Here is a 22,575-nt window from a genome sequence, read left to right on the forward strand (position 1 = left end):
CGCGGGCGGTGTAGGGCGGTTTCAGCAACAACCTCGATCGCCGCCCCATGCCCCTGACCCCCTATATCGCCCCCATCGTCATGCTGGCCCTGTCGAACGTCTTCATGACCTTCGCCTGGTACGGCCATCTGAAGTTCGATCACAAGCCGCTGTGGCTTCTGGTCATGGCCAGCTGGGGCATCGCCTTCTTCGAATACTGGCTGGCGGTGCCGGCCAACCGGATCGGCCATCAGGTCTATTCGGCGGCGGAGCTGAAGACGATCCAGGAGGTGATCACCCTGCTGGTCTTCGCCGGCTTCTCGGTGCTGTACCTGGGCGAAAAGCTGACGGTGAACCATCTGGTCGGGTTCGGCTTCATCGGCCTGGGCGCCTTCTTCATCTTCAAGGGACCGCTTGGGGCGTGAGGTCGCGCTTGTGCGGAACAGCGGGCTGGGCCATCTGGTCGCCATGTCCTGGATCATGTCGATCAATCCGTGGGTGACGCTGGTCGTCGCCGGTCTGCTGGAAGTGCTGTGGGCGTCCGGCCTGAAGAACGTCAGCCTGCAAAGGCCGCTGACGTCGCTGGGCGTGCTGGTCGCGCTGGCGGCGAGCATGGTCCTGCTGTGGGTGGCGACGCAGAAGCTGCCGATCGGCACGGCCTATGCGATCTGGACCGGGATCGGCGCGGTGGGCGCGGCCCTGGTCGGGATCGTCGTCTATGGCGAGCCGGCGACGGCGTTGCGGGCGGTGTGCATCCTGCTGATCGTGTCGGGGATCGTGGGCCTAAAGCTGTTCTCGGGGGCGCAGGCATGAGTGGGCTCTATCAAGGACGGGTGCTGATCCTGGCCGGGTCGGACAGCGGCGGGGGCGCGGGCGTTCAGGCCGATATCAAGGCGGTGACGATGATGGGCGGGTTCGCCGCCACGGCGATCACGGCGATCACGGTGCAGAACACCCTGGGGGTTCACGGGGTCTATCCGCTGCCGCTCGAGCTGATCGCGGCCCAGGCGCGGGCGGTGCTGGAGGACATCGGGACCGACGCCTTCAAGACCGGCATGCTGGGCTCGGTCGAGGTGGTCGAGACGGTGGCGGCCCTGCTGGACGAGGCCGATGCGCCGGCCGTGGTCGATCCGGTCATGGTCGCCAAGGGCGGGCATCCGCTGCTGCCGGACGCAGCGGTGGAGGCGGTGAAGCGGCTGATGATCCCGCGCGCGACCCTGCTGACCCCCAATGCGCCCGAGGCCGAGGCCCTGACCGGGCTGGCGGTGCGCGACATTGACGGCCAGCGGCGGGCGGGCGAGGCCCTGCTGCGGCTGGGCGCCCGGGCGGTGCTGATGAAGGGCGGTCATGTGGACGGGCCGACGGTGATCGACCTCTTGATGACGACCGACGGGGAGACGGTGCTGGAAGCCGAACGGATCGACACCCGCCACACCCACGGCACCGGCTGTACTCTGGCGAGTGCGTGCGCCGCGGGCCTGGCCCTGGGCCGGCCGCTGGAGGTCGCGGTGGCCGAGGCATGGGCCTATGTCGGCGAGGCGATCCGCCGGGCGCCCGGCCTGGGCGGTGGACACGGGCCGCTGGATCACGGCTGGCCGGTGCGGGGATGAACGACGCCCTGACCGAGGAACTGATCGCTGTCGTCCGCGCCGATCCCGGCCTGATGCGCGTCTTGCGGACGGTCCGGGCGCTGGACCTGCCCGACTGGCGGCTGGTGTCGGGCGCCGTCTATCAGGCGGTGTGGAACGCCAAGACGGGGCGGCCCGCCGGTTACGGGATCAAGGACTATGACCTGGCCTATTTCGACGGTTCGGACCTGTCCTACGAGGCCGAGGACGTCGTGATCCAACAGGTCGCCGCCGCCTTCGACGAACCCTTCCGCAGCCAGGTCGAGGTGCGCAATCAGGCGCGGGTGCACCTGTGGTTCCAGAACCGGTTCGGCGAACCCTATGAGCCGTTGCACTCGACCGACGAAGCCCTGGGCCGGTTCGTGGCCCCGACCTTCGCCGTCGGGGTGCGGCTGGAGGCGGACGACACGATCACCGTGGCGGCGCCGTTCGGGCTGGAGGATGTATTCGCAATGGTCGTGCGGCCGAACCCCAACCGGCCGCTGGCCAGGGGCTGGGCCAAGACCATCGAGAATGCTCGGGGGCGGTGGCCGGAGCTGACGGTCGTCGAGCCGGACTGAGTCTCAGGCCGCGATGGGCTGAAGTTTTTTGATGCCTGCAACGATCTCCCTTTTACGGGCGCGGGCTTCGGCGAGATCGTATTCGTTTTGAGCCTTGGTCAGCATTTCAGCAGACACGCCGGTCAGGGCTTCGATCTTGAGCGCCATTTCGTGGGTCAGCGCCCGTTTGCCGTTCAACATCGTGTTGAAGCCGGGACGCGCGACGCCCAGAGCTTCGGCCGCGCTCACGATCGTCAGGCCGAATGCGGGAAGAATGTGGTCCCGAATGATCTCCCCCGGGTGTGTGGGAGCGGTCATCTTGGTCATGGGCGCTGCCTACATGCTGCGACGAGGGCCTCGTCACGCGATATGTGACATTTGTATCCTTAGACGATACATCTGAGGGTCGATCCCGTCAAGGCGAGGGCGCTCAAGTCTGACGGCGGACAGCCAAATAGGCTTCCTGTTCTGCGAATTGGCTCTCTGTGAAGGGGCAATCCGTAACTCCTGGAACGGCTTTGTAGGGCCCCCAGCCGTTTCGCTGATGGCGATAGTTCATCGCCTCCCCGTGCGTGGAAGCATAGAACGCTTCGACGAACTGGGCATCCTTGTCACGGAGACGATCCCAACTCTCGCTGACGGCGCTGCACTCCTCCGAGTGTGGCGTTTCCCAGATTTCAAATCTCAGTCTGACCATCGTCTCAGTCGCAGCAGCAAACGCGCGACTTAAATATAGCGAGGGAAGGGAGGCGAATACACCGGAAGAGTTGCGCACCCTCGTGGCTCTATGGAGCCCATGGGCGGCGTAGCGTCGGGATCCGGCGGGCGTGGCGGGGCGTATCAGGGCATGACCGACATCCTCATTCTGCTGGGACTGAACCTGGCCCTGATCGTGGCCGTGATGCTCGGGCTGTGGCTGGTCGCCCTGAAGCTGAAGGACGTCAGCTTTATCGATGCGGTCTGGCCGTTGGGCATGTTGCTGCTGGCGGTGGCGACCCTGCCGCGCGCCGACGGCGATCCGGCGCGCAAGGCGCTGCTGGTCGGGCTGTGCGCGGTCTGGGCGCTGCGGCTGGGCTGGCATCTGTTCCGGCGCTGGCGGGCCAGCGGGGCGGATGGGCGGTATGTGCAGATCGTCGAGGATCAGGAACGCAACAAAGGCTGGTCGTTCGCCAAGACGGCCTTGTTGTTCGTGTTTCTGCCCCAGGCCGTGCTGGCCTGGCTGACGTCGTTGCCGGTGCAGATGGGTCAGGTGGAGGCTCAGCCGGGCTTGGGCGTTATAGCCGGGCTCGGGGCGGTGCTGGCGGTGGTCGGGATCGTGTTCGAAAGCGTCGGCGACGCCCAGCTGGCGGCGTTCAAGCGCGATCCGGCGAACAAGGGCAAGGTGCTGGACACCGGCCTGTGGCGCTACACCCGGCATCCGAACTATTTCGGCGACGCCTGCGTCTGGTGGGGGCTGTGGCTGATCGCGGCGGAGACGGGCGTCGGCCTGTGGTCGATCGCGGGGCCGATCTTCCTGACCTTCACCCTGACGCGCTGGTCGGGGATCGGGATTACCGAGAAGGCGATCAACAAGTCGCGTCCGGGATATGCGGACTATGTGAAGCGGACGAGTGCGTTTGTGCCGTGGCCGCCCTCCCGTCATCCTCGGGCCTGACCCGAGGATCAGATGATCCGCCGCTGGTGCGAAAACGCGAAGCACAGACCGCCCCGCGCCCGGTCCTCGGGTCAAGCCCGAGGATGACGGACGGCGGGGCGGGAAGACGGATCGCCTAGGCGCCGACCCTAGTTGGTGGTCGGGGTGTTGTGGGTGGTCATGCCGCGGTCTGCGTCGCCGCCCTGTTGTTCGATTTGGTCGGCGCGACGGTCGGCGTTTTCCTCGACCTGATCGGCTTGGCGGTTCAGGGCGTCTTCTCGGGCGTCGGTCGGGGCGGCGTCGGCCTGGGCTTCCAGCTGGTCGGCGCGGGCTTCGCCCGTGGCCTCGACGGCGTCGGCGCGGCTTTCGGCGGCCCGGTCGGCGGCGCTTTCACCGCAGGCGGCGACGCCCGAGAGCACGAACAGCGAGGCTGCGGCGATGGCGAACTTCTTCATGGCGTTTCCTTCCGTTTTTGGAGCGGGGGAAACGTCACGGCGGCGGATGGGTTCACGCCGCCGTGATATTTTCGTGAGGCCTCAGCCCTCGGCTTCGGCGAAGGCGACGCGGGCGGCGCCCAGCAGGGCCGCATGTTTGTGCATGATCACCTTGGTCGGAATCTCGGCCATATAGTCCTTGAACCGACCCTTGCGCTCGAACCGCTGGCGGAAGGGGCTGGCCTTGATGAAGGGCAGGATGCGCGGGACGATGCCGCCGGCGATATAGACGCCGCCGCGCGCGCCGGTGGTCAGGGCGATGTCGCCGGCGACCGCGCCCAGGATGGCGCAGAAACGGGCCAGGGTGGCGCCGCACGGGCTGTTGGGGTCCTTCATGGCCGTCTCGGTGATCTGGGCCGGATCCTCGATATGGGTCTCGCGGCCGTCGATCTCGGCCAGGGCGCGGTGCATGTTCAGCAGGCCGGGGCCGCAGATCAGGCGTTCGATGGAGACGCGGTCATAGCGGCGGCGCAGGATGCGCAGGATCTCGTCCTCGACCGGATCGCCGGGCGGGAAACAGGCGTGGCCGCCTTCCGACGGCATGGCCATCTCCTTGCCGTGGGCGTCGCGCACCAGGGCGGAGACGCCGAATCCGGTGCCGGGGCCGAGCACCGCGACGGTGCAGTGGGGGTCGCCGTCGACGGGGCCGCCCAGGCTTTCCAACTGGTCCTCGGGCACCACGGGGGCGCCCCAGGCCAGGGCTTCAAAGTCGTTGATCAGCTTGACCGGCTTCAGGCCCAGGGTCTGAAGCTCGTTCTCGGACACCTGCCAGGGCGAGTTGGTCAGGTCGATGGCGCCGTCGGTGACGGGGCCGGCCACGGCGATGACGCCGCCGGTCGGCTTGATCTCGCAGCCGTCAATGAAGGCGGCGACGCCTTTCAGGAAGGTGGGATAGCGCTCGGCCGGGAAGCTCTCATGGTGGTCCAGCACGGGCTTGCCGTCCACCATCCGGGCCAGGGCGAAACGGGCGTTGGTGCCGCCGACGTCGCCGACGAGGAGGGTCTTGTCATTCATGGGGTCGTTTCCTGCGGTCGGTTCGGTGGATCAGGCGTCCACGGTCCGGTCGACGAAGTTGGGATCGGGCGGCGTGTCCGTATGCGATTGGGCGCCGCTGGGGAAGGCGAAGCAGACGGTGGCGCCTTCTTCTGCCGTGGTGACGACGTGGCGGAAGGCCGCGAACAACTCGCGGCCATAGCCCCAGGCCGTGCCCGCCGCGTTGGCGTCGGAGCGGGCGGCGGCGGGACGGGCCGACAGATCGCCGACGCCCACCGTGGTCAGAACCCCGGCCTCGGCGTCCAGACGGATGACATCCCCGTCCTTCACATGGGCCAGGGGGCCGCCGGCCAGGGCCTCGGGCGAGACGTGGATGGCGGCGGGGGTCTTGCCGCTGGCGCCCGACATGCGGCCGTCGGTGACGAAGGCGACCTTGAACCCCTTGTCCTGGATGACGGACAGGGCCGGCGACAGGCTGTGCAGTTCGGGCATGCCGTTGGCCTTGGGGCCCTGGAAGCGCAGGACCACGACGACGTCGCGGAACAGCTTGCCGTCCTTGAAGGCTTGCAGCGCGTCTTCCTGGGTCTCGAAGACGGCGGCGGGGGCCTCGACGATGCGGTTCTCGGGCTTGACCGCCGAAACCTTGATGACGGCGCGGCCCAGGTCGCCCTTGACGAGGCGCAGACCGCCCTCCTTGTCGAAGGGGTTGGAGGCGGGACGCAAGATGTCGAGGTCCAGGCTTTCCTTGACCCCGTCGCGCCAGACCAGCTGGCCGTCCACCATCGACGGCTCCTGGAAATAGGGCTCGATTCCCTTGCCCATGATGGTGGTCACGTCCGAGTGGATATGGCCGGCCTGGGCCAGTTCGCGGGCGACGAAGGCGACGCCGCCGGCGGCCTGGAAGGCGTTCACATCGGCCGAGCCGTTGGGGTAGACGCGGGCCAGCAGGGGGGTGACGGAAGACAGCTCGTCCATGTCGGTCCAGTCGATCAGCACGCCCGCCGCCCGGGCCATGGCGACCAGGTGGATGGCGTGGTTGGTCGAGCCGCCGGTGGCCAGAAGGGCGACGATGGCGTTGACGATGGACTTCTCGTCGATGACGTCGGCCATGCGGCTCTCGCCGCTGCGGGCAAGTTCGACGGCGCGCTGGGCGGCGGCGGCGGTCAGGGCGTCGCGCAGGCCGGTGTCCGGATGGACGAAGGCGGTCGAGGGCATGTGCAGGCCCGCCAGCTCCATCATCATCTGGTTGGAGTTGGCCGTGCCGTAGAAGGTGCAGGTGCCGGGCGAGTGATAGGAGCCGATCTCGCTTTCCAGCAGGGTCTGGCGATCGACCTTGTTCTGGGCGTACTCGGCGCGGACGCGGGCCTTCTCCGCGTTCGGGATGCCGGACGGCATCGGACCGGCGGGGGCGAAGACGACGGGCAGATGGCCGAAGGCCAGGGCCCCCATGAACAGGCCGGGCACGATCTTGTCGCAGACGCCCAGCATCAGGGCGGCGTCGAAGGCGTCGTGCGTCAGGGCTACGCCGGTGGACATGGCGATGACGTCGCGGCTGAACAGCGACAGCTCCATGCCCGGGCGGCCCTGGGTGACGCCATCGCACATGGCGGGGGTGCCGCCGGCGACCTGGGCCGTGGCGCCGACCTGACGCACCGCTTCGCGGACTACGCCGGGGAAGCGTTCGAACGGCTGGTGGGCCGACAGCATGTCGTTATAGGCGGTGACGATGCCCAGGTTGGGCTTGGACCCGTCCATGGCGGTCAGCTTGTCGGCGATGGTCTGGCCGGCGAAGGCGTGGGCCCAGTTGGCGCAGGACAGTTTGGCGCGGCCGGTCCCGCTGTCGCGGGCGGCGTCCATGCGACGGATGTAGTCGGCGCGGGTCGCGCGGCTTTTCTCGACGATCCGGGCGGTGACCGCGGCCACCGTGGGGTGCAGGGTCATGTCAGCTGGCTTCCGTGTACAGAACTTCAAGGGGAACGCCGGCGGCGATCAGGGCGGCGATGGGCTGGATCCTGGGATCGCCCTGGGCCTCCTGCTCGAAGACGCGGCGCTTGGCCTCGCCCTTCAGGCCCAGGATCACCCGGCCGGCGGACATCAGATAGGGCAGGTTGATCGACAGGCGCTCGATCGTCGGCGCCGCGCCGTCGCGGCCGTGGGGCACGCCCAGGACGGTCGGTTTCAGCGTCGGGGTCAGCAGGGTCTTCAGGGTGGGGCTGTTGGGGAACATGGAGCAGATATGGCCATCCTCCCCCATGCCGAGAAGGACCGCGTCGAAACGCCCGCCCGCATCGGCCAGGGCGTGGGCCGCGACGATGGCGGCGCGGTCGACCGTGACCTCGGGCGTATAGAGGGGGATGAAGCGGCCGGCGGCGGCCTTGTCCTGCAGCAGGACGTCGCGGATCAGCCGGGCGTTGGACTCAGGCGAGGTCTCGGGGACATAGCGTTCGTCCACCAGGGTGACGGCGATCCTGGCCCAGTCCAGATCGGTCGCGGCGAGGCGGCGATAGACGGGGGCGGGGGTCGTGCCGCCGGGGCCGGCGAACACAGCCCCGCCCTTGTCGCGGACGGCGGCGGCCAGGGTCTCGGACAGGCGGGAGGCGATGGCCTTGGCCCAGGCGTCGACAGTCGGGAAGGTTTCGATCACGGGCGTCTCAGACATCGGTGGTGTTCCAGTCGCGGCCGGTGCGCATCATCAGCATGTCGGCGCTGTCGGGGCCCCAGGTTCCGGCGACATATTCGTCGGGCTTCTGGCCGGATTCGGCCCAGGCCTCGGCGACCTCGTCGACCCATTTCCAGGCCTGTTCGGCTTCGTCGCGGCGGACGAACAGGGTGGAGTCGCCGGCCATGGCGTCCAGCAGCAGACGTTCATAGGCGATGCGACGGCGCGGCGGGGCGGCCGACTTGCCGTCGACGCCCCAGGACAGGCTCATGGTGATGGGTTGAAGCTGCATCCGCTTGTCCAGGCCGGGGCGCTTGTTCATCACCGTCAGCGAGATGTCTTCCTCGGGCTGAAGCTCGATGATCATGCGGTTGGCCGGCGCCTCGCCTTCTTCATTGTCGAAGATCGAGTGGGGAACAGGCTTGAACTGGATGACGATCTCGGTGCGCTTCTCGGGCAGACGCTTGCCGGTCCGCATGAAGAAGGGCACGCCGGCCCAGCGCCAGTTGTCGATGTCGGCGCGGATGGCGACGAAGGTCTCGGTGTCGGAATCCGCGCCGCGCTCCTCGTCATAGCCCTTGACCGGCTTGCCCTCGGACACGCCCGCCACATACTGGCCGCGCACGCTGACGCGTTCGGCTTCTTCGGGGGTGATGGGCCGCAAGGACCGCAGCACCTTGACCTTTTCGTTGCGCAGCGATTCCGGATCCAGGTCCGACGGCGGCTCCATGGCCACCAGGCACAGCAGCTGGAGCATGTGGTTCTGGAGCATGTCGCGCAATGCTCCGTACTCGTCATAATAGGGCCAGCGGTCGCCGACGCCCACCGTCTCGCCGATGGTGATCTGGACGTGGTCGATCGTCAGATTGTTCCACAGCGGCTCGAAGATGGTGTTGCCGAAGCGCAGCGCCGTCAGGTTCTGGACCGTCTCCTTGCCCAGATAGTGGTCGATGCGGAACACCTGGTCCTCGCTGAAGGCGTGGGACACGGCGTCGTCGATCTCGCGGAAGGACTTGAGGTCGCGGCCGACCGGTTTCTCCAGCACGATGCGGCAGTTGCGTTCGGCCAGACCCGCCGTCTTCATCGCCGTGACGATGCGGCCGTACAGCGAGGGCGAGACGGCCAGGAAGGAGGTGACCTCGCCGTCGCCGACGCGGTCCTTCAGGCCCTTCAGACTGGCGGGATCGGTGGCGTCCACGGCCAGATAGTCGAGCCGGGCCTTCATCTTGGCCCAGGAGTGGTCGTCCCAGGCCCTGTCCGCCTCGGCCTTGGCCTTCACGGCGTCATGGACCTTGGCCACATATTCGTCGGGGGTCTCCTCGGAGCGGGCCGCGCCGATGATCTTCAGATCCTCGGGCAGGAGGCCGTCATGCTCCAGGAAATAGAGCGAAGGCAGCAGCATGCGCATCGCCAGATCGCCGCCGCCGCCGAACAGAATGAGAGCCGCCATCGCAATTTCCTCGATCATCCCCGGGGCGGGAATGCACGTCCTTAGGGTTCGGCCTCGTCTTGGTGGGCCTTAGCCGGGGGCTTTGCCCGCTTCCGCACGCGAGGCCAACACGTCCAGCACATCCTGAAACACCATGTTACGGGCGTGGAGAAGCACCAAGAGGTGATAGATCAAATCCGCAGCCTCGCTGGCGAGTTCCTCGTCCGGGCCGGCGACGCCGGCCAAGGCGGTCTCCACGCCCTCCTCGCCGACCTTCTGGGCGATGCGTTTGACGCCCTGGGCCATCAGTTTGGCGGTCCAGCTTTCGGACGGATCTGCGGCGGCGCGTTCGGCGATGGTCTGTTCCAGCCGGGCGATGCGGCCTAGGCCCGGCGCGTCGGCCGCGCCGAAACAGCTGGTGCGGTGCAGGTGGCAGGCGTCGCCGACCGGGTTGACCGACAGGACCAGGGCGTCGCTGTCGCAGTCGGCCGTGATGCCGACGACGTGCAGCCGGTCGCCCGAGGTCTCGCCCTTCCTCCAGCGCCCGCCGCGCGAACGCGAGAAGAAGGTGGCCTCGCCGGACTGGATCGTCTCGTCCAGGGCGGCGCGGTCCATATAGGCCAGGGTCAGGACCTGAAGCGTGGCGGCGTCCTGCACCACGACGGGAACCAGGCCGTTCCCTTTTTCGAAGTCGATGGCAGCGGGGTCGATCATGGGATCCTCTCCTCAAAAATCCTCCCCCTCTGGGGGAGGGGGACCGCCCGAAGGGTGGTGGAGGGGGTAAGGGCGTGCGGGGTGTTGGACGTCGGGCGGCGGCGCGCGGGCGGGCCCCCTCCACCACCGCGCAAGAGGCGCGGCGGTCCCCCTCCCCCAAGGGGGGAGGATTGCGGGTCAGGAATCATATCCGCATCTCCAGGCCTTCGCCCGCCAGATAGGCCTTGAGGTCCGGGATGGCGATGGCGCCAGTGTGGAAGACGCTGGCGGCGAGGGCGCCGGAGACGTCCGACTGTTCGAATACGGCCTTGAAATGCTCGGGCGCGCCGGCGCCGCCCGATGCGATCAGGGGGATGGTCAGGCGCGTGCGGGCGGCGGACAGCTGTTCGATATCGTAGCCGCGTCGAACCCCGTCCTGGTCGATGCAGTTCAGCACGATCTCGCCGGCGCCCAGGCTCTGCGCCTCGTCCAGCCAGTCCAGGGTGCGTTTGCCGGCGCGGCGGCGCGCGTCGGGATCGCCGGTGTATTTGTGGACCACCCATTCGCCGTCCTCCAGACGGCTGTCGACGCCGACGACGACGCACTGCCCGCCCAGGCGGGCGGCCATTTCGGCGATCAGTTCGGGGCGTTCCAGGGCGGGGGAGTTGATCGACACCTTGTCCGCGCCGTGATCCAGGCAGCGGGCCGCCTGATCGACGCTGCGGATGCCGCCGGCGACGCAGAAGGGGATGTCCAGCAGCCGGGCGATATCCTTGATCCAGCCATAGTCCAGGGTCCGGCCCTCGGGGCTGGCGGTGATGTCGTAGAAGACCAGTTCGTCGGCGCCCGCATCGCGGTATCGGGCGGCCAGTTCGGCGGCGTCGCCCATGTCGGTGTGGCCGACGAACTTCACGCCCTTGACCACCCGGCCGTCCTTGACGTCCAGGCAGGGGATTATGCGCCGGGCGGTCATTGGGCCGCCCTCCTGGCTGAAGACTGGGCCGTCATGCCGCCGTCGCTATGGCGTCGGGCAGGGTGAAGCGGTTCTCGTAAAGGGCGCGGCCGACGATGGCGCCGTTGCAGCCCAGCGACTTGACCGCCGCAATGTCGTCCAGCGACGAGACCCCGCCGGAGGCCTGGAGCACCAGGTCCGGCCGCCGCCGCCGGATTTCGGCCAGAAGCTCCAGATTGGGGCCGGTCATGGCGCCGTCACGGCCCACGTCGGTGACCAGCAGGTGTTTGAAGAGTCCCTTGGGATAGCGGTCGAGGGCGGTCCACAGATCGACGCCCGATGACTGGGTCCAGCCCTTCAGGGCGGGCACCGGCACGCCGTCCTCGATCTTGACGTCGAAGGCCAGGGTGATGTGCTCGGCGCCGAACCCCTTCAGCCAGGCGGCGACATCATTCGGCTGGGTCACCGCCAGCGAACCGACGACGACGCGCGAGACGCCCGAGTCCAGCAGTTTGGCGACGTCGTTGGCGCTGCGCACCCCGCCGCCGGACTGGATCTTGACGTCGATGGCCTTTGTCAGTTCGCCGATCAGGGCGTGCTGCACGGCTTCGCCGGCCTCGGCGCCGTCCAGATCGACGACGTGGATCCATTCCGCCCCCTCTGCGGCGAAGGCGCTCAGACGGGTGGCCGGCTGTTCGTCATAGCGGGTCACCTGGTCGAACTTGCCGTGCATCAGGCGCACGCAGACGCCGTCCTTCAGGTCGATGGCGGGATAGATCAGCATGATGGATCCTCGGGCAGGCCCAGGAAGTTCCTGAGGATGGTCGCGCCGGCCTCGGCCGAGCGTTCGGGGTGGAACTGGCAGCCCCAGCGGTTGGCGGCGCGGACCACGGCGGGCACCGGGCCGCCATAGTCGGCGCGGGCCAGGGTGGCGAGGCCGTCGGGACAGACATAGCCGTGGACGAAATAGGCGTAGGCGCCGTCGGCGACCCCCTCCAGCAGCGGATCGTCACGGTCGCGCGTCAGCCGGCTCCAGCCCATATGCGGCACAGGCAGGGCGCCCGCCGGCTCCAGCCGGGACACGGCGCCGGGGATGAAGCCCAGCAGATCGACGCCGTCGCCCTCCTGACTGGCTTCGAACAGCAACTGCTGGCCCAGGCAGACGCCTAGCAGGGGGCGGGGGAAGGCGCGGATCGGCTCGACCAGACCCAGTTCGGACAGGCGCGCCATGGCGTAACCGGCCGCGCCGACGCCGGGCAGGATGACCCGTTCGGCCTCGGCGATCACGGCGGGATCGTCGGTCAGGCGCACGGTCGCGCCCAGACGCTCGAGCGCGAACTGGACCGAGGCGATATTGCCGGCGCCATAGGCGATGACGGCGACTTCGGTCATGCGATCCTTCCCCCTTGGGGGAGGGGGACCGCGCGTAGCGTGGTGGAGGGGGCGAGGGCGCACGAGGTGCGGAGCGTCGGACGTCGGCGCGCGGGCCGGCCCCCTCCACCGCTTCGCGGTCCCCCTCCCCCGACGGGGGAGGATTTCATCACAACACCCCCTTGGTGGACGGCACGGCGTCGCCCTCGACCCGGATGGCCTGGCGCAGGGCGCGGCCGAAGGCCTTGTAGACGGCCTCGGTCTTGTGGTGGTCGTCCTGGCCCGTGACCGAGATGTGTACGGCGGCGCCCATGGCCTCGGCCAGGGAGCGGAAGACGTGGGCCGTCAGGTCGGTGCGATAGTCGCCGATGAAGGGGGTGTCGAACGTGCCCTCGAACAGCGGATAGGGACGGCCGGACAGGTCGATGGAGACGGTCGCATTGGCCTCGTCCATCGGCAGAACGAAGCCGTAGCGGGCGATGCCCTTGCGTTCGCCCAGCGCCTGTTTCAGCGCCTGGCCCAGGGCGATGGCGCTGTCCTCGATGGTGTGGTGGGGGTCGGTGTGCAGGTCGCCCTCGCACTGGAGGCGCAGGGAGAAGCCGCCGTGGGCCGCGATCTGCTCCAGCATGTGGTCGAAGAAGCCGACGCCGGTCTCGATCTTGATCGGGCCGGGGGCGTCCAGATCGACGGCGCAGACGATGCGGGTCTCCTTCGTGTCGCGCACGGCCTGGCCGACGCGGGCGGGGCGGCGTTTGGCGGGCGTCAGGCCGAAGGCCGCCAGCAGCCGGTCGTTGACCTCGGGCTTGATCGAGACCGGCAGGCGCAGGCGCTCGCCGGACAGGTCGGCCGCGACGCCATAGGTGGCCAAGGCGGCCAGGGCGGCGGCGGGGTCTTCGGGCCGGGCCATGACGATGGGGCCGACGCCGGGCTCGACCGGCATCTGGCGGCCCAGCTCGCGGGCGATCCGCTCGCGCTCGCGTCGGACCGAGGCGATGCGCTCGGCGGTCTCGATCATCCGCGACGGGTCCAGCGCCTGTTGCGCCAATCGCACCAGGGGTTCGGGCAGGGCGTAGGGCTCCAGCACCGAGGCGAGGCGGGCCAGGGTCGAGGCCTGGGCGATGGCGGCGCCGACGCGGGCGCCGGCCAGGCCATAGGCCAGGGACAGGCTGCGTAGCACGACCAGGTTCGGCTGATCGGCGACGACGGTGGCGGCCGAGACGCTGTCGGAGAACTCGATCAGGCCCTCGTCCACCACCAGCAGGGCGGGGGCGACGCGGGCGGCCATTTCGGCCACGGCCTCGGGCGAACCGAGGGCGCGGATGACCACGACTGCGGGTTCGCCCTTGGCCGGATAGATGGCGGCGAGACTGTCATAGGGTTCGGCCTTGGGCGCCTCGACCGAACCGCCGTCGCGGGCGGCGAGGCGATAGGCCAGCTCCAGCCCGTGGGTCAGGCCGCGCACCGGCAGAACCTGGTCGGCGGGCACGGCGTAGATCGCGGCCATTCGGGCGGCGAGGGCCGAGGCGTCGCCGGGATAGCGGTCCAGGCCCTCGCCGCCCGAGACCAGCGGGGGATAGGGGGCGGGCAGGGTCATTGGGCGCCTCCGCTGAGACCTTCCCCCGCTTGCGGGGGAAGTGTCAGGTCGTGGCGCGCAGCGACACGCCTGACGATGGGGGGAGTTTTGCGACTTGGCGAAACTCCCCTCTCCGACCCTGGTTCGCTGCGCGAACGCCGGGCCACCTCTCCCGCAAGCGGGAGAGGGTTCTTGAGGACGACGCTCATCCCTCGCTCCTCAGGTCGGCGGCGCGGGCGTGGGCTTCCAGCCCCTCCATCCGGGCCAGGCGGGCGGCGATGGGGGCCAGGGCGCGGGCGCCGGCCTCGGAGACCAGCTGGACCGACATGGTGGTCATGAAGCTGGCGGTGGTGACGCCGCCCAGGGTGCGGGCGCCGCCGTCGGTCGGCAGGACGTGGCTGGGGCCGGCGGCGTAGTCGCCCAGGGTCTCGGCGGCGAACCGGCCGACGAAGACGGCGCCGGCGGCCTTGATGGAATCCACCAGGGGCTCGGGATCGTCGACCTGGATCGCCAGGTGTTCCGGACCATAGAGGTTGGCGACTTCTGCGGCGGCGTCGAGGTCGCGGACCAGGATGGCGCGGGCCTCGTTCAGCGAGGCGCGGGCGATGGCTTCGCGCGGCAGGGTGGCGACCTGAACCTCAACCTCCGACAGGATGTAGTCGATGGTGGCGCGGCTGGTGGAGACCAGGATGACCTGGGCGTCGGCGTCGTGTTCGGCCTGGCTGAGCAGGTCGGCGGCGGCGATCTCGGGTGCGGCGTCGCGGTCGACGATGACCATCAGTTCGGACGGGCCGGCGGGCATGTCGACGGCGGGGCCGCCGGGAAGGGCGGAGGCCTGTTTCTTGGCTTCGGCGACATAGGCGTTGCCGGGGCCGAACAGCTTGTCGCAGGCGGGGATGACGCCGTCCTCCAGTTCGACGCCGAAGGTCAGGGCGGCGATGGCCTGGGCCCCGCCCATCAGCCAGAGGGCGTCCAGGCCGGCCTCGGCCGCGGCCAGGATCATGGCGGGGTGGACGCCGCCGTCCTTGTTCGGCGGCGTGACGGCGACGCGCTGGCCCACGCCGGCGACGCCGGCCGGGATGGCCAGCATCAACAGCGACGAGAACAGGGGGGCGGTGCCGCCGGGGATATAGAGACCGGCCGAGGCGATGGGCCGCCAGGCCAGTTTGGAGCGCACGCCGGGGGTGGTCTCGATGAAGGGGGTGTCCTCCGGCTTGGTCGCCTGGTGGAAGACGCGGACATTCTCGGCCGCCATGCGCAGGGCGCGGACGTCGCCGGGGGGCAGGGCGTTGCGGGCCTCGGCCACGGCCTCGGGCGTGATGGCGATGCGGCGGGGCGGGGCCTTGTCCAGCTTGACGCACCAGTCGGTGACGGCCGCGCCGCCGCGTTCGCGCACGTCGTCCAGGATGGTGCGGACCACCTCGGTCACGTCGCCGGCGGTGCGCTGGGCCGGGCGGGCGAGGGCCGCCTTCTTGCCGGCGGCGTCGAGGGAAGACCAGTCGATCAGCTTCATCACATCATCTTCTCGATAGGCAGGACCAGGATGGCCGAGGCGCCGGCGGCCTTCAGCTTCTCCAGCGTCTCCCAGAAGACGGCCTCCTGGCAGACGGCGTGGACGGCGACGGCGTCGTCGCGGCCCATCAGGGGCATGACGGTGGGCGAGCCGGCGCCGGGCAGAATGGCCTTGATCTCATCAAGCGCCGAACGCGGGGCGTTCAGCATGACGTATTTGGCGCCCTGCGAGGACACCACGCCCGACATCCGCTCGATGATGCTGTCCAGCAGGTGCTGTAGAGCGGGCTCGGGCGCGACGGGGGACTGGATCAGGACGGCCTGGCTTTCCAGCACCGTGTCCTTGGCGCCCAGGCCGTTGGCCTCCAGCGTCGCGCCGGTCGAGACCAGGTCGCATATGGCGGCGGCCAGTTTCAGCCGGGGCGCGACCTCGACGGCGCCGCGCATGACGACGATGTCCGCCTTGACCCCGCGCTCGTCCAGGAAGCGGCGCAGGATCTTCGGATAGGAGGTGGCGATGCGCAGTCCGTCCAGCGAGGCCGGGCCGTCATAGGCCAGGGTCGGGGGCGTGGCGATCTTCAGGGTGCAGCGGCCGAAGCCCAGGGGCATGACGACCGAGGCGTTGGGACCGCCGTTGCGGCCCTCCTCCAGCACGTTCTCGCCGACGATCCCCAGATCGCAGACGCCGTCGGCCACGAAGGTGGGGATGTCGTCGTCGCGGACGCGCAGCAGGTCGATCGGATAGTTCTCGACCCGATACAGCAGATCGTTGTGGCCCTTGACCCATTTCAGACCCGCGTCGCGGATCAGGTCGAGGCTGCGGTCGGCCAGACGGCCGGATTTCTGGACGGCGATGCGAAGCCGGCCCTGGGCGGTGCTCATGTTCGGATACTCAGTTCGTGTTCTTCAGGCGGTCCAGGGCGAGGCGGTAGCCCTGGTGCGGCATGTCTTTGAGATAGCGGGCGACGCGGACGACGGTGGTGGGGCTGGCGTGGGCCTCGGCCGCGATCTCGCGATAGGATTTGCCGCCGGCGTCGAGCAGGCGGGCCACCTGCCAGCGCTCGGCGAAGGCGCGCAGTTCCGCCGGGGTGCAGAGATCGGCCAGAAAGGCGTCGATCTCGGCGCGCGTCTGCATCGACAGCAGGGCGTCATGGAGGGCGTCGCGGGCGGGCGGGGTCGTCATGCGCGTTCCACTATGCTGTAACAGTGGAACGGTCAAGGGGTGTGAATCGTGAGTCGTGACTCGTGATTGGGCGCGCGCGGGCTCCAGTCACGGCTCACGATTCACCAATCACGACTTACGCCCGCCCGCGCACCGCTCTATCTGTCCGGCCATGACCAAGATCCTGATCATCGGCGCCGGGCACGCCGGCGGCTCCGTCGCGGCCTTTCTGCGGCAATACGGCCATGAAGGCCCCATCGTGCTGGTGGGCGAAGAGGATGCGCCGCCGTATCAGCGGCCGCCCCTGTCCAAGGCCTGGCTGAAGGGCGAGGCGGATCTGGAGGCGCTGCTGCTGCGGCCGCTGAGCTTCTATGAAGAACAGGGGATCGAGTTTCGGCCGTCGACTGTCGCCGTGTCCGTGGACCCGGAGGCGAAGACGGTCGCCTTCCATGAAGGATCGAGCGAGACCTATGACGTGCTGGTCCTGGCGACGGGATCGACGGCGCGGAAACTGCCTGTGCCGGGCGGGGATCATCCCGAACTGCTGGAGCTGCGGACGCTGAAGGACGCGGAACGGCTGAAGGCCGTGCTGGGGCCGGGCAAGCGGCTGGCGGTTGTCGGCGGCGGCTATGTTGGCTTGGAGGCGGCGGCTTCGGCTCGGGCCCTGGGCGCCGAGGCGGTGGTGATCGAGCGGGCGCCGCGCGTGCTGGCGCGGGTGGCGTCCGAGACCCTGTCGAACTTCTTCACCGCCCAGCATCGGGCGCACGGGGTCGAGATCCTGACCGGGGCCGAGGTGGTCGCCGTGGCCCATGACGGCGTGACCCTGGCGGATGGATCGGTGGTGCAAGCGGATGCGGTTCTGGTCGGGGTCGGGGCGCTGGCGTGCGAAAGCCTGGCGCGGTCGGCGGGCCTGCGCTGCGACGACGGGGTGGTGGTGGACGAGCAGGCGCGGACCAGCGATCCCGCCGTCTTCGCCGTCGGCGACATGACGCGGCGGCCGATTCCGGTTCACGGCGGCGTTTCGCACCGGCTGGAGAGCGTGCCCAATGCGCTGGAACAGGCGAAACAGGCGGCGGCGGCTATCGTCGGGCGGCCGGGGCCGGCGCCTGAGGTGCCGTGGTTCTGGTCCGATCAGTACGACTTCAAGCTTCAGATCGCGGGCCTGCCGTTCGATGCGGACCGGCAGGTGGTGCGCGGTGATCCCACGGCGGGGGGCTTTGCGGTGTTTCACCTGAACGGGGACCGAGTGGTCTGTGTGGAGGCGGTCAATGCGCCGCCGGAGTTCATGGCGGGCAAACAGCTGATCGGGAAGGCGACGCCGGTGGATGTGGCGAAGCTGGCGGACCAGACGGTGTCGATGAAGGCGGTGGGGGTGTGACACAGGCCTTATCCCTCCCCCTGCGGGGGAGGGCGGTCGCGGAGCGACCGGGTGGGGGCGGCTAGGCGGGGTCGCACGGGTTCTGCTTCGCGAGATATGTCCCGTGTCGCCCTGCCGCCCCCACCCGGCTTCGCCTTCGGCTCAGCCCCCCTCCCCCGCAGGGGGAGGGAGAGGCGCTCCGCCGCTTCGTCGTCGCCGCAGTGCAACAAAACTGTTGCGCTTTTCGTTGGGTAGCGATCAAGCTGCGAACTCAACGCGGCGGGGGCGAATGACGAGAGCTTTCGACGAAATGAACGGCGGCGGATCGGGGACGATCCGCGACAGCTACAAGACGCTGGCGGCCTGGCTGGAAAACGCCCCGCCGGATCTGCTGCAGGCGCGCTCGCGCCAGGCCGAGCTGTTCTTCCGCCGGATGGGCGTGACCTTCGCTGTCTATGGCGACGAGGAATCCAACGAGCGGCTGATCCCGTTCGACGTGGTGCCGCGCATCATCGGCGCCGACGAATGGGGCGGGCTGGAGAAGGGGCTGAAGCAGCGGGTCACCGCCATCAACGCCTTCCTGAAGGACATCTACGGACCGCAGGACTGTATCCGCGCCGGGATCGTGCCCGCCGACCTGATCCTGACCAATCCACACTATCGGCCCGAGATGCAGGGCCGCCGGCCGCCGGGCGACGTCTGGTGCCATATCGCCGGCGTCGATCTGGTCCGCACGGGCGAGGACGGCTTCTATGTGCTGGAGGACAATGTCCGCACGCCGTCCGGGGTCTCCTATATGCTGGAGAACCGCGAGATGATGATGCGGCTGTTCCCCGACCTGTTCGCCGAACATGCGGTGCGGCCGGTCGAGATCTATACCGACATGCTGTTGCGGTCCTTGCAGGCCTCGGCCCCGTCGGGGGCGGGCGAGGATCCGACCATCGTCGTGCTGACGCCCGGGCCGTTCAACTCGGCCTACTACGAACATAGCTTCCTGGCGGACAAGCTGGGGGTCGAGCTGGTCGAGGGCGGCGACCTCTTCGTCAATGACGACACCGTCTATATGCGCACGACCGAGGGCCCCAAGCGGGTCGACGTCATCTATCGCCGCATCGACGACGACTTCATCGACCCCCTGACCTTCATGCCGGATTCGGCGGTCGGGGTGCCGGGGCTGATGTCGGCCTATTTCGCCGGGCGGGTGACCCTGGCCAATGCGGTCGGGACGGGGGTGGCCGACGACAAGGCCGTCTATACCTACATGCCCGAGATCATCCGCTTCTTCACCGGCGAGGACGCGATCCTGAAGAATGTGCCGACCTGGCGCTGCCGCGAGGCGGACGCGCTGAAGGAGGTGCTGGGCAGGCTGGACGAACTGGTGGTCAAGGAGGTCGGCGGATCGGGCGGTTACGGCATGCTGGTGGGGCCGACCTCGACCAAGGCCGAGATCGAGGCCTTCCGGGCCAAGCTGATCGCCGATCCCGACGACTTCATCGCCCAGCCGACGCTGAGCTTGTCGACCGCCCCGACCCTGAACGGCGGCGCCCTGTCGCCGCGGCACGTCGATCTGCGGCCGTTCGTCCTGTCCAGTCCGGCGGGGGTGCGGGTCGCGCCCGGCGGGCTGACGCGGGTGGCGCTGAAGGAGGGGTCGCTGGTGGTCAACTCCAGCCAGGGCGGCGGAACCAAGGACACCTGGGTGCTGGATGTTTAAGCGGACGAAAATCCTCCCCCGTCGGGGGAGGGGGACCGCGTGTTCACGGTGGAGGGGGCTCGCCCCGGACACCCTGTTTGCGTTTGGCCCCCTCCACCACCCTTCGGGCGGTCCCCCTCCCCCAACGGGGGAGGAATAGATGCTCTCACGCACTGCAGACAGCCTGTACTGGACCGGCCGCTATATGGAGCGGGCGGACTTTCTCGCGCGCATTCTGGAGGCCGCCATTCGCCTGGCCGCCCTGCCGGCCAAGGACCAGGCCACGGTCACGGCCTGGGCCGGCGCCATCGCCTCGTCGGGGGTCAAGAGCGGCTTCGACGCCTCGGGCCGGACCATCTCGGAGAAGTCGGTCCGGGAATATCTGGCCTTCGGCTACGACAACTCGACCTCGATCAAGGCCTGCATCACCAAGGCGCGGACAAATGCGCGCTCGGTGCGGACGGCCCTGACCATCGAGCTGTGGGAGGCGATCAACGGCGCCTGGAACGGGCTGAACGAACTGGGCGAGCCGACCAAGCGCGACGACTTCACCAACTTCCTCGACTTCGTGAAATCGACGTCCCTGGCGGTCGAGGGCGCCTCGTCGCGGACCATGTTGCGCAACGACGCCTACTGGTTCCTGCGATTGGGGATGGCGATCGAGCGGGCCGACAACACCGCCCGCCTTCTGGACGTGAAATATCACTTGCTGCTGCCACCCGGCGAACGGGTGGGCGGACAGCTGGACTATTTCCAGTGGACGACCCTGCTGCGCGAGGTCTCGGCCCTGACCGCCTATCGCTGGGTCTATCGCGAGAGCGTGCGGCCGTGGCTGGTGGCGGACCTGCTGGTGCTGAACCGGCAGATGCCGCGCTCGCTGGCCAGCTGCCAGGGAATGATCGTCAGCTATCTGGAGAAGCTGGCCACCGATTACGGCCGGCGTGGACCGGCGCAGCGGCTGGCGTCCAACCGTCTGACCCAGTTCAACGAGGCCAAGATCGAGGACATCTTCCAGTCGGGCCTGCACGAATACATCCAGGGCTTCCTGAACCAGAACAACGCCCTGGCCGCCGCCATCCACGAACAGTATCTGGTCTGACCATGCGGATACGGATCGACCATTCCACCCGCTACGCCTACGCCCGGCCGGCGCGGTTCATCGTGCAGATGCTGCGGCTGACGCCCCGGTCCTGCGAGAGCCAGCAGGTGCGCGAATGGCGCATCGAGACCGACGTGGATGCGCGGCTGCGACGCAGCGAGGACGCCTTCGGCAATATCGTCCACAGCCTCTATACCGAGCGCCCGACCGACGCCCTGACCATCCGGGTGACGGGCGAGGTTTCGACCATGGACACCGGCGGGGTGATCCGGGGCCAGAACGAGCGGCTGCAGCCCGGCGTCTATCTGCGCGACACCCGCCTGACCGAGGCGGACGCGGCCCTGGTCGATTTCGCCAGGGAGATCGGCGAGGGTGCGCCGCTGGAGCGGATGCACCGGCTGATGGGGGCCATCCACGGCGGGGTGGCCTTCGAGGTCGGCGCCACGTCCGCGACCCATACGGCGGCCGAGGCCTTCGCCATCCGGCGCGGGGTCTGCCAGGACCACGCGCAGATCTTCATCGCCTGCGCCCGGACGCTGGGCGTGCCGGCCCGCTATGTCTCGGGCCATCTGAACCGCTCGGACGGACAGCATGACCAGGACGCCGCCCACGCCTGGGCCGAGGCCTGGATCGAGGGGCTGGGCTGGGTCGGGTTTGATGCGGCCAACGGAATCTGTCCGACCGACAACTATGTCCGCATCGCCACGGGCCTGGACGCCCTGGGCGCGACGCCGATCCGGGGCACCAGCTACGGCGGCGGGATCGGGACGCTGACGGTCGCCCTGCATGTGCGGCCTGTGCAACAGAGTCAGCAGCAACATCAATCCAGGGGATGGTCGTGATCGCCATGGCCGGGGAATCTGCTAGCGTCGAACGATTCGCGGAACCGGGAGCGGATAGAGCGAAGTGACCTATTGCGTGGGCATGCTGGTGGACGAGGGGTTGGCGATGATCGCCGACACCCGCACCAATGCGGGCGTGGACAACATCTCGTCCTATCGCAAGCTGCATATCTTCAAGACCACCGGCGAGCGGATCCTGGCGGTGGCGACGGCCGGGAATCTGTCGGTCACCCAGACGGCCCTGGCCATGGTGGCGGAGGGGGTGAAACTGCCCGACTCGACCGCGCTGGAGACGCTGGAGACCGCCCCGACCCTGTTCCGCGCCGCCCAGATCCTGGGTCATGCCCTGGCCATGGTGCGGGCCACCATCAACACGCCCGCCTCGCCGACCGCCGACGCCCTGAACGTCAACGCCTCCATGCTGCTGGGCGGCCAGATCGCCGGCGGAAAAATGGGTCTGTATCTGATCTACGGGCAGGGCAACTTCATCGAATGCGGGCCGGACACCCCCTATCTGCAGATCGGTGAGCTGAAGTACGGCAAGCCGATCCTGGATCGCGCGCTGCACAATTCCACCCCCCTGTCCGAGGCGGTCAAACTGGGGCTGATCTCGTTCGATTCGACGATTCGCTCGAACATCGCCGTGGGGCCGCCGCTGGACCTGATCGTCATTCCCCGCGACCACCTGACGGGGATGGAGCGCCGGATCGACGTGGACGATCCCTATTTCCGCGACCTGGGCCGGCGCTGGTCGGAAGCCCTGGCCTCGGCCCACAAGGCCATGCCCGATCCCACCTGGCTGGATCTCGATCTGTCGCCGCCGATGCGGAACATGAGCATCGTCATCTGAGCCAGGGGCGGTCCCGCCGCCGTCTCAGGCCGTCTCGCGGAGGGTTGAGGCGACCACCGCCACAGCGCGCACCCGCCAAGGCAACCGTGCGTCTGCGATTAAGTCGCAATTCCTCTTGTG

General features: G+C 68.7%; 24 protein-coding genes. 10 read left to right on the forward strand and 14 right to left on the reverse strand.

Annotated features, from left to right (window positions below; genetic code table 11):
- Positions 1-47 precede the first annotated feature (47 nt).
- Genes ACW18C_RS02205 through ACW18C_RS02220 form a run of 4 tightly spaced genes read left to right on the forward strand, consistent with a single transcriptional unit; the run spans position 48 to position 2,167 of the window.
- Positions 48-404 (forward strand): DMT family protein, encoded by a 357-nt coding sequence (locus tag ACW18C_RS02205; RefSeq protein WP_492072559.1) that lies wholly within the window; start codon positions 48-50, stop codon positions 402-404.
- A 43-nt stretch (positions 405-447) separates the two neighbouring features.
- A complete protein-coding gene (locus tag ACW18C_RS02210; protein WP_492073954.1) occupies positions 448-792 on the forward strand; it encodes a DMT family transporter in 345 nt (114 codons plus the stop codon).
- A complete protein-coding gene (gene thiD, locus ACW18C_RS02215) occupies positions 789-1,589 on the forward strand; it encodes a bifunctional hydroxymethylpyrimidine kinase/phosphomethylpyrimidine kinase (protein WP_492072561.1) in 801 nt (266 codons plus the stop codon). The genes ACW18C_RS02210 and thiD overlap by 4 nt, the downstream gene beginning before the upstream one ends.
- Entirely contained in the window at positions 1,586-2,167 is a 582-nt protein-coding gene (locus tag ACW18C_RS02220; protein ID WP_492072563.1) for a nucleotidyltransferase family protein, read from the forward strand. Before thiD ends, ACW18C_RS02220 begins: the two co-directional genes overlap by 4 nt.
- 3 nt (positions 2,168-2,170) lie before the next feature.
- Here ACW18C_RS02220 and ACW18C_RS02225 read toward each other — a convergent pair whose 3' ends face one another.
- Positions 2,171-2,473, reverse strand: coding sequence for a HigA family addiction module antitoxin (locus ACW18C_RS02225; RefSeq protein WP_426025485.1), 303 nt, complete (start codon positions 2,471-2,473; stop codon positions 2,171-2,173).
- A gap of 520 nt (positions 2,474-2,993) precedes the next feature.
- On the opposite strand from ACW18C_RS02225, the gene ACW18C_RS02230 reads away from it, so the two are divergent.
- On the forward strand, positions 2,994-3,800 hold the full coding sequence (locus tag ACW18C_RS02230; protein ID WP_492072564.1) for a DUF1295 domain-containing protein: 807 nt from the start codon (positions 2,994-2,996) through the stop codon (positions 3,798-3,800).
- A 128-nt stretch (positions 3,801-3,928) separates the two neighbouring features.
- Here the strand turns inward: ACW18C_RS02230 and ACW18C_RS02235 are convergent, their stop codons facing one another.
- From ACW18C_RS02235 to ACW18C_RS02295, 13 genes are all read right to left on the reverse strand, one after another.
- Positions 3,929-4,234 carry a hypothetical protein gene (locus tag ACW18C_RS02235; RefSeq protein ID WP_492072565.1) on the reverse strand — a complete coding sequence of 102 codons (306 nt, stop codon included), beginning with the start codon at positions 4,232-4,234 and terminating at the stop codon, positions 3,929-3,931.
- Between the two features lie 81 nt (positions 4,235-4,315).
- Positions 4,316-5,287: a glucokinase gene (gene glk / locus ACW18C_RS02240; protein WP_492072566.1), complete on the reverse strand. Its 972-nt coding sequence runs from the start codon at positions 5,285-5,287 to the stop codon at positions 4,316-4,318.
- A 30-nt stretch (positions 5,288-5,317) separates the two neighbouring features.
- Positions 5,318-7,207 (reverse strand): phosphogluconate dehydratase, encoded by a 1,890-nt coding sequence (edd, locus tag ACW18C_RS02245; protein ID WP_492072567.1) that lies wholly within the window; start codon positions 7,205-7,207, stop codon positions 5,318-5,320.
- A gap of 1 nt (position 7,208) precedes the next feature.
- Entirely contained in the window at positions 7,209-7,925 is a 717-nt protein-coding gene (gene pgl, locus ACW18C_RS02250; RefSeq protein ID WP_492072569.1) for a 6-phosphogluconolactonase, read from the reverse strand.
- Positions 7,918-9,375 carry a glucose-6-phosphate dehydrogenase gene (zwf, locus tag ACW18C_RS02255; protein WP_035310040.1) on the reverse strand — a complete coding sequence of 486 codons (1,458 nt, stop codon included), beginning with the start codon at positions 9,373-9,375 and terminating at the stop codon, positions 7,918-7,920. The genes pgl and zwf overlap by 8 nt, the downstream gene beginning before the upstream one ends.
- A gap of 69 nt (positions 9,376-9,444) precedes the next feature.
- Entirely contained in the window at positions 9,445-10,068 is a 624-nt protein-coding gene (hisIE, locus tag ACW18C_RS02260; RefSeq protein ID WP_492072571.1) for a bifunctional phosphoribosyl-AMP cyclohydrolase/phosphoribosyl-ATP diphosphatase HisIE, read from the reverse strand.
- A gap of 184 nt (positions 10,069-10,252) precedes the next feature.
- Positions 10,253-11,020: an imidazole glycerol phosphate synthase subunit HisF gene (gene hisF / locus ACW18C_RS02265; RefSeq protein WP_492072573.1), complete on the reverse strand. Its 768-nt coding sequence runs from the start codon at positions 11,018-11,020 to the stop codon at positions 10,253-10,255.
- Between the two features lie 31 nt (positions 11,021-11,051).
- A complete protein-coding gene (hisA, locus tag ACW18C_RS02270; protein WP_154726402.1) occupies positions 11,052-11,783 on the reverse strand; it encodes a 1-(5-phosphoribosyl)-5-[(5-phosphoribosylamino)methylideneamino]imidazole-4-carboxamide isomerase in 732 nt (243 codons plus the stop codon).
- Positions 11,777-12,391, reverse strand: a complete 615-nt coding sequence (gene hisH / locus ACW18C_RS02275; protein WP_492072574.1) for an imidazole glycerol phosphate synthase subunit HisH — start codon at positions 12,389-12,391, stop codon at positions 11,777-11,779. The genes hisA and hisH overlap by 7 nt, the downstream gene beginning before the upstream one ends.
- Before the next feature lie 148 nt (positions 12,392-12,539).
- Complete coding sequence (hisB, locus tag ACW18C_RS02280) at positions 12,540-13,964, reverse strand: imidazoleglycerol-phosphate dehydratase HisB (protein ID WP_492072576.1); 1,425 nt, start codon at positions 13,962-13,964, stop codon at positions 12,540-12,542.
- Between the two features lie 184 nt (positions 13,965-14,148).
- Entirely contained in the window at positions 14,149-15,456 is a 1,308-nt protein-coding gene (hisD, locus tag ACW18C_RS02285) for a histidinol dehydrogenase (protein WP_492072577.1), read from the reverse strand.
- Positions 15,456-16,337 carry an ATP phosphoribosyltransferase gene (gene hisG, locus ACW18C_RS02290; protein WP_492072579.1) on the reverse strand — a complete coding sequence of 294 codons (882 nt, stop codon included), beginning with the start codon at positions 16,335-16,337 and terminating at the stop codon, positions 15,456-15,458. Before hisG ends, hisD begins: the two co-directional genes overlap by 1 nt.
- 10 nt (positions 16,338-16,347) lie before the next feature.
- On the reverse strand, positions 16,348-16,638 hold the full coding sequence (locus ACW18C_RS02295) for a YerC/YecD family TrpR-related protein (RefSeq protein WP_492072581.1): 291 nt from the start codon (positions 16,636-16,638) through the stop codon (positions 16,348-16,350).
- 151 nt (positions 16,639-16,789) lie between these two features.
- On the opposite strand from ACW18C_RS02295, the gene ACW18C_RS02300 reads away from it, so the two are divergent.
- The 5 genes from ACW18C_RS02300 (at position 16,790) to ACW18C_RS02320 (ending at position 22,455) form a co-directional block, all read left to right on the forward strand.
- The gene (locus ACW18C_RS02300) at positions 16,790-17,995 is read left to right on the forward strand and encodes an NAD(P)/FAD-dependent oxidoreductase (RefSeq protein ID WP_492072583.1); all 1,206 of its coding nucleotides are present in this window, start codon (positions 16,790-16,792) and stop codon (positions 17,993-17,995) included.
- Positions 17,996-18,263: 268 nt separating this feature from the next.
- On the forward strand, positions 18,264-19,685 hold the full coding sequence (locus ACW18C_RS02305; RefSeq protein ID WP_426025472.1) for a circularly permuted type 2 ATP-grasp protein: 1,422 nt from the start codon (positions 18,264-18,266) through the stop codon (positions 19,683-19,685).
- Between the two features lie 139 nt (positions 19,686-19,824).
- Complete coding sequence (locus tag ACW18C_RS02310; protein ID WP_492072586.1) at positions 19,825-20,763, forward strand: alpha-E domain-containing protein; 939 nt, start codon at positions 19,825-19,827, stop codon at positions 20,761-20,763.
- A 2-nt stretch (positions 20,764-20,765) separates the two neighbouring features.
- Entirely contained in the window at positions 20,766-21,605 is an 840-nt protein-coding gene (locus tag ACW18C_RS02315; RefSeq protein WP_292150143.1) for a transglutaminase family protein, read from the forward strand.
- 64 nt (positions 21,606-21,669) lie between these two features.
- Positions 21,670-22,455 (forward strand): proteasome-type protease, encoded by a 786-nt coding sequence (locus ACW18C_RS02320; RefSeq protein WP_154725632.1) that lies wholly within the window; start codon positions 21,670-21,672, stop codon positions 22,453-22,455.
- The last annotated feature ends 120 nt before the right edge of the window (positions 22,456-22,575 follow it).

The sequence above is a fragment of the Brevundimonas sp. FV1ye7S genome (assembly GCF_058680995.1).

Bases quoted from the DNA above. Each gene is read 5' to 3' on its own strand.
- ACW18C_RS02230 (WP_492072564.1), top strand. From the start codon at position 2,994: ATGACCGACATCCTCATTCTGCTGGGACTGAACCTGGCCCTGATCGTG.
- ACW18C_RS02300 (WP_492072583.1), top strand. From the start codon at position 16,790: ATGACCAAGATCCTGATCATCGGCGCCGGGCACGCCGGCGGCTCCGTC.
- hisB (WP_492072576.1), bottom strand. From the start codon at position 13,964: ATGACCCTGCCCGCCCCCTATCCCCCGCTGGTCTCGGGCGGCGAGGGC.
- ACW18C_RS02295 (WP_492072581.1), bottom strand. From the start codon at position 16,638: ATGACGACCCCGCCCGCCCGCGACGCCCTCCATGACGCCCTGCTGTCG.
- ACW18C_RS02305 (WP_426025472.1), top strand. From the start codon at position 18,264: ATGACGAGAGCTTTCGACGAAATGAACGGCGGCGGATCGGGGACGATC.
- hisH (WP_492072574.1), bottom strand. From the start codon at position 12,391: ATGACCGAAGTCGCCGTCATCGCCTATGGCGCCGGCAATATCGCCTCG.
- ACW18C_RS02225 (WP_426025485.1), bottom strand. From the start codon at position 2,473: ATGACCAAGATGACCGCTCCCACACACCCGGGGGAGATCATTCGGGAC.
- ACW18C_RS02205 (WP_492072559.1), top strand. From the start codon at position 48: ATGCCCCTGACCCCCTATATCGCCCCCATCGTCATGCTGGCCCTGTCG.
- hisIE (WP_492072571.1), bottom strand. From the start codon at position 10,068: ATGATCGACCCCGCTGCCATCGACTTCGAAAAAGGGAACGGCCTGGTT.
- ACW18C_RS02210 (WP_492073954.1), top strand. From the start codon at position 448: ATGTCCTGGATCATGTCGATCAATCCGTGGGTGACGCTGGTCGTCGCC.
- glk (WP_492072566.1), bottom strand. From the start codon at position 5,287: ATGAATGACAAGACCCTCCTCGTCGGCGACGTCGGCGGCACCAACGCC.
- thiD (WP_492072561.1), top strand. From the start codon at position 789: ATGAGTGGGCTCTATCAAGGACGGGTGCTGATCCTGGCCGGGTCGGAC.
- pgl (WP_492072569.1), bottom strand. From the start codon at position 7,925: ATGTCTGAGACGCCCGTGATCGAAACCTTCCCGACTGTCGACGCCTGG.
- ACW18C_RS02220 (WP_492072563.1), top strand. From the start codon at position 1,586: ATGAACGACGCCCTGACCGAGGAACTGATCGCTGTCGTCCGCGCCGAT.
- hisG (WP_492072579.1), bottom strand. From the start codon at position 16,337: ATGAGCACCGCCCAGGGCCGGCTTCGCATCGCCGTCCAGAAATCCGGC.
- zwf (WP_035310040.1), bottom strand. From the start codon at position 9,375: ATGGCGGCTCTCATTCTGTTCGGCGGCGGCGGCGATCTGGCGATGCGC.
- hisA (WP_154726402.1), bottom strand. From the start codon at position 11,783: ATGCTGATCTATCCCGCCATCGACCTGAAGGACGGCGTCTGCGTGCGC.
- ACW18C_RS02310 (WP_492072586.1), top strand. From the start codon at position 19,825: ATGCTCTCACGCACTGCAGACAGCCTGTACTGGACCGGCCGCTATATG.
- ACW18C_RS02315 (WP_292150143.1), top strand. From the start codon at position 20,766: ATGCGGATACGGATCGACCATTCCACCCGCTACGCCTACGCCCGGCCG.
- hisF (WP_492072573.1), bottom strand. From the start codon at position 11,020: ATGACCGCCCGGCGCATAATCCCCTGCCTGGACGTCAAGGACGGCCGG.
- hisD (WP_492072577.1), bottom strand. From the start codon at position 15,456: ATGAAGCTGATCGACTGGTCTTCCCTCGACGCCGCCGGCAAGAAGGCG.
- ACW18C_RS02235 (WP_492072565.1), bottom strand. From the start codon at position 4,234: ATGAAGAAGTTCGCCATCGCCGCAGCCTCGCTGTTCGTGCTCTCGGGC.
- edd (WP_492072567.1), bottom strand. From the start codon at position 7,207: ATGACCCTGCACCCCACGGTGGCCGCGGTCACCGCCCGGATCGTCGAG.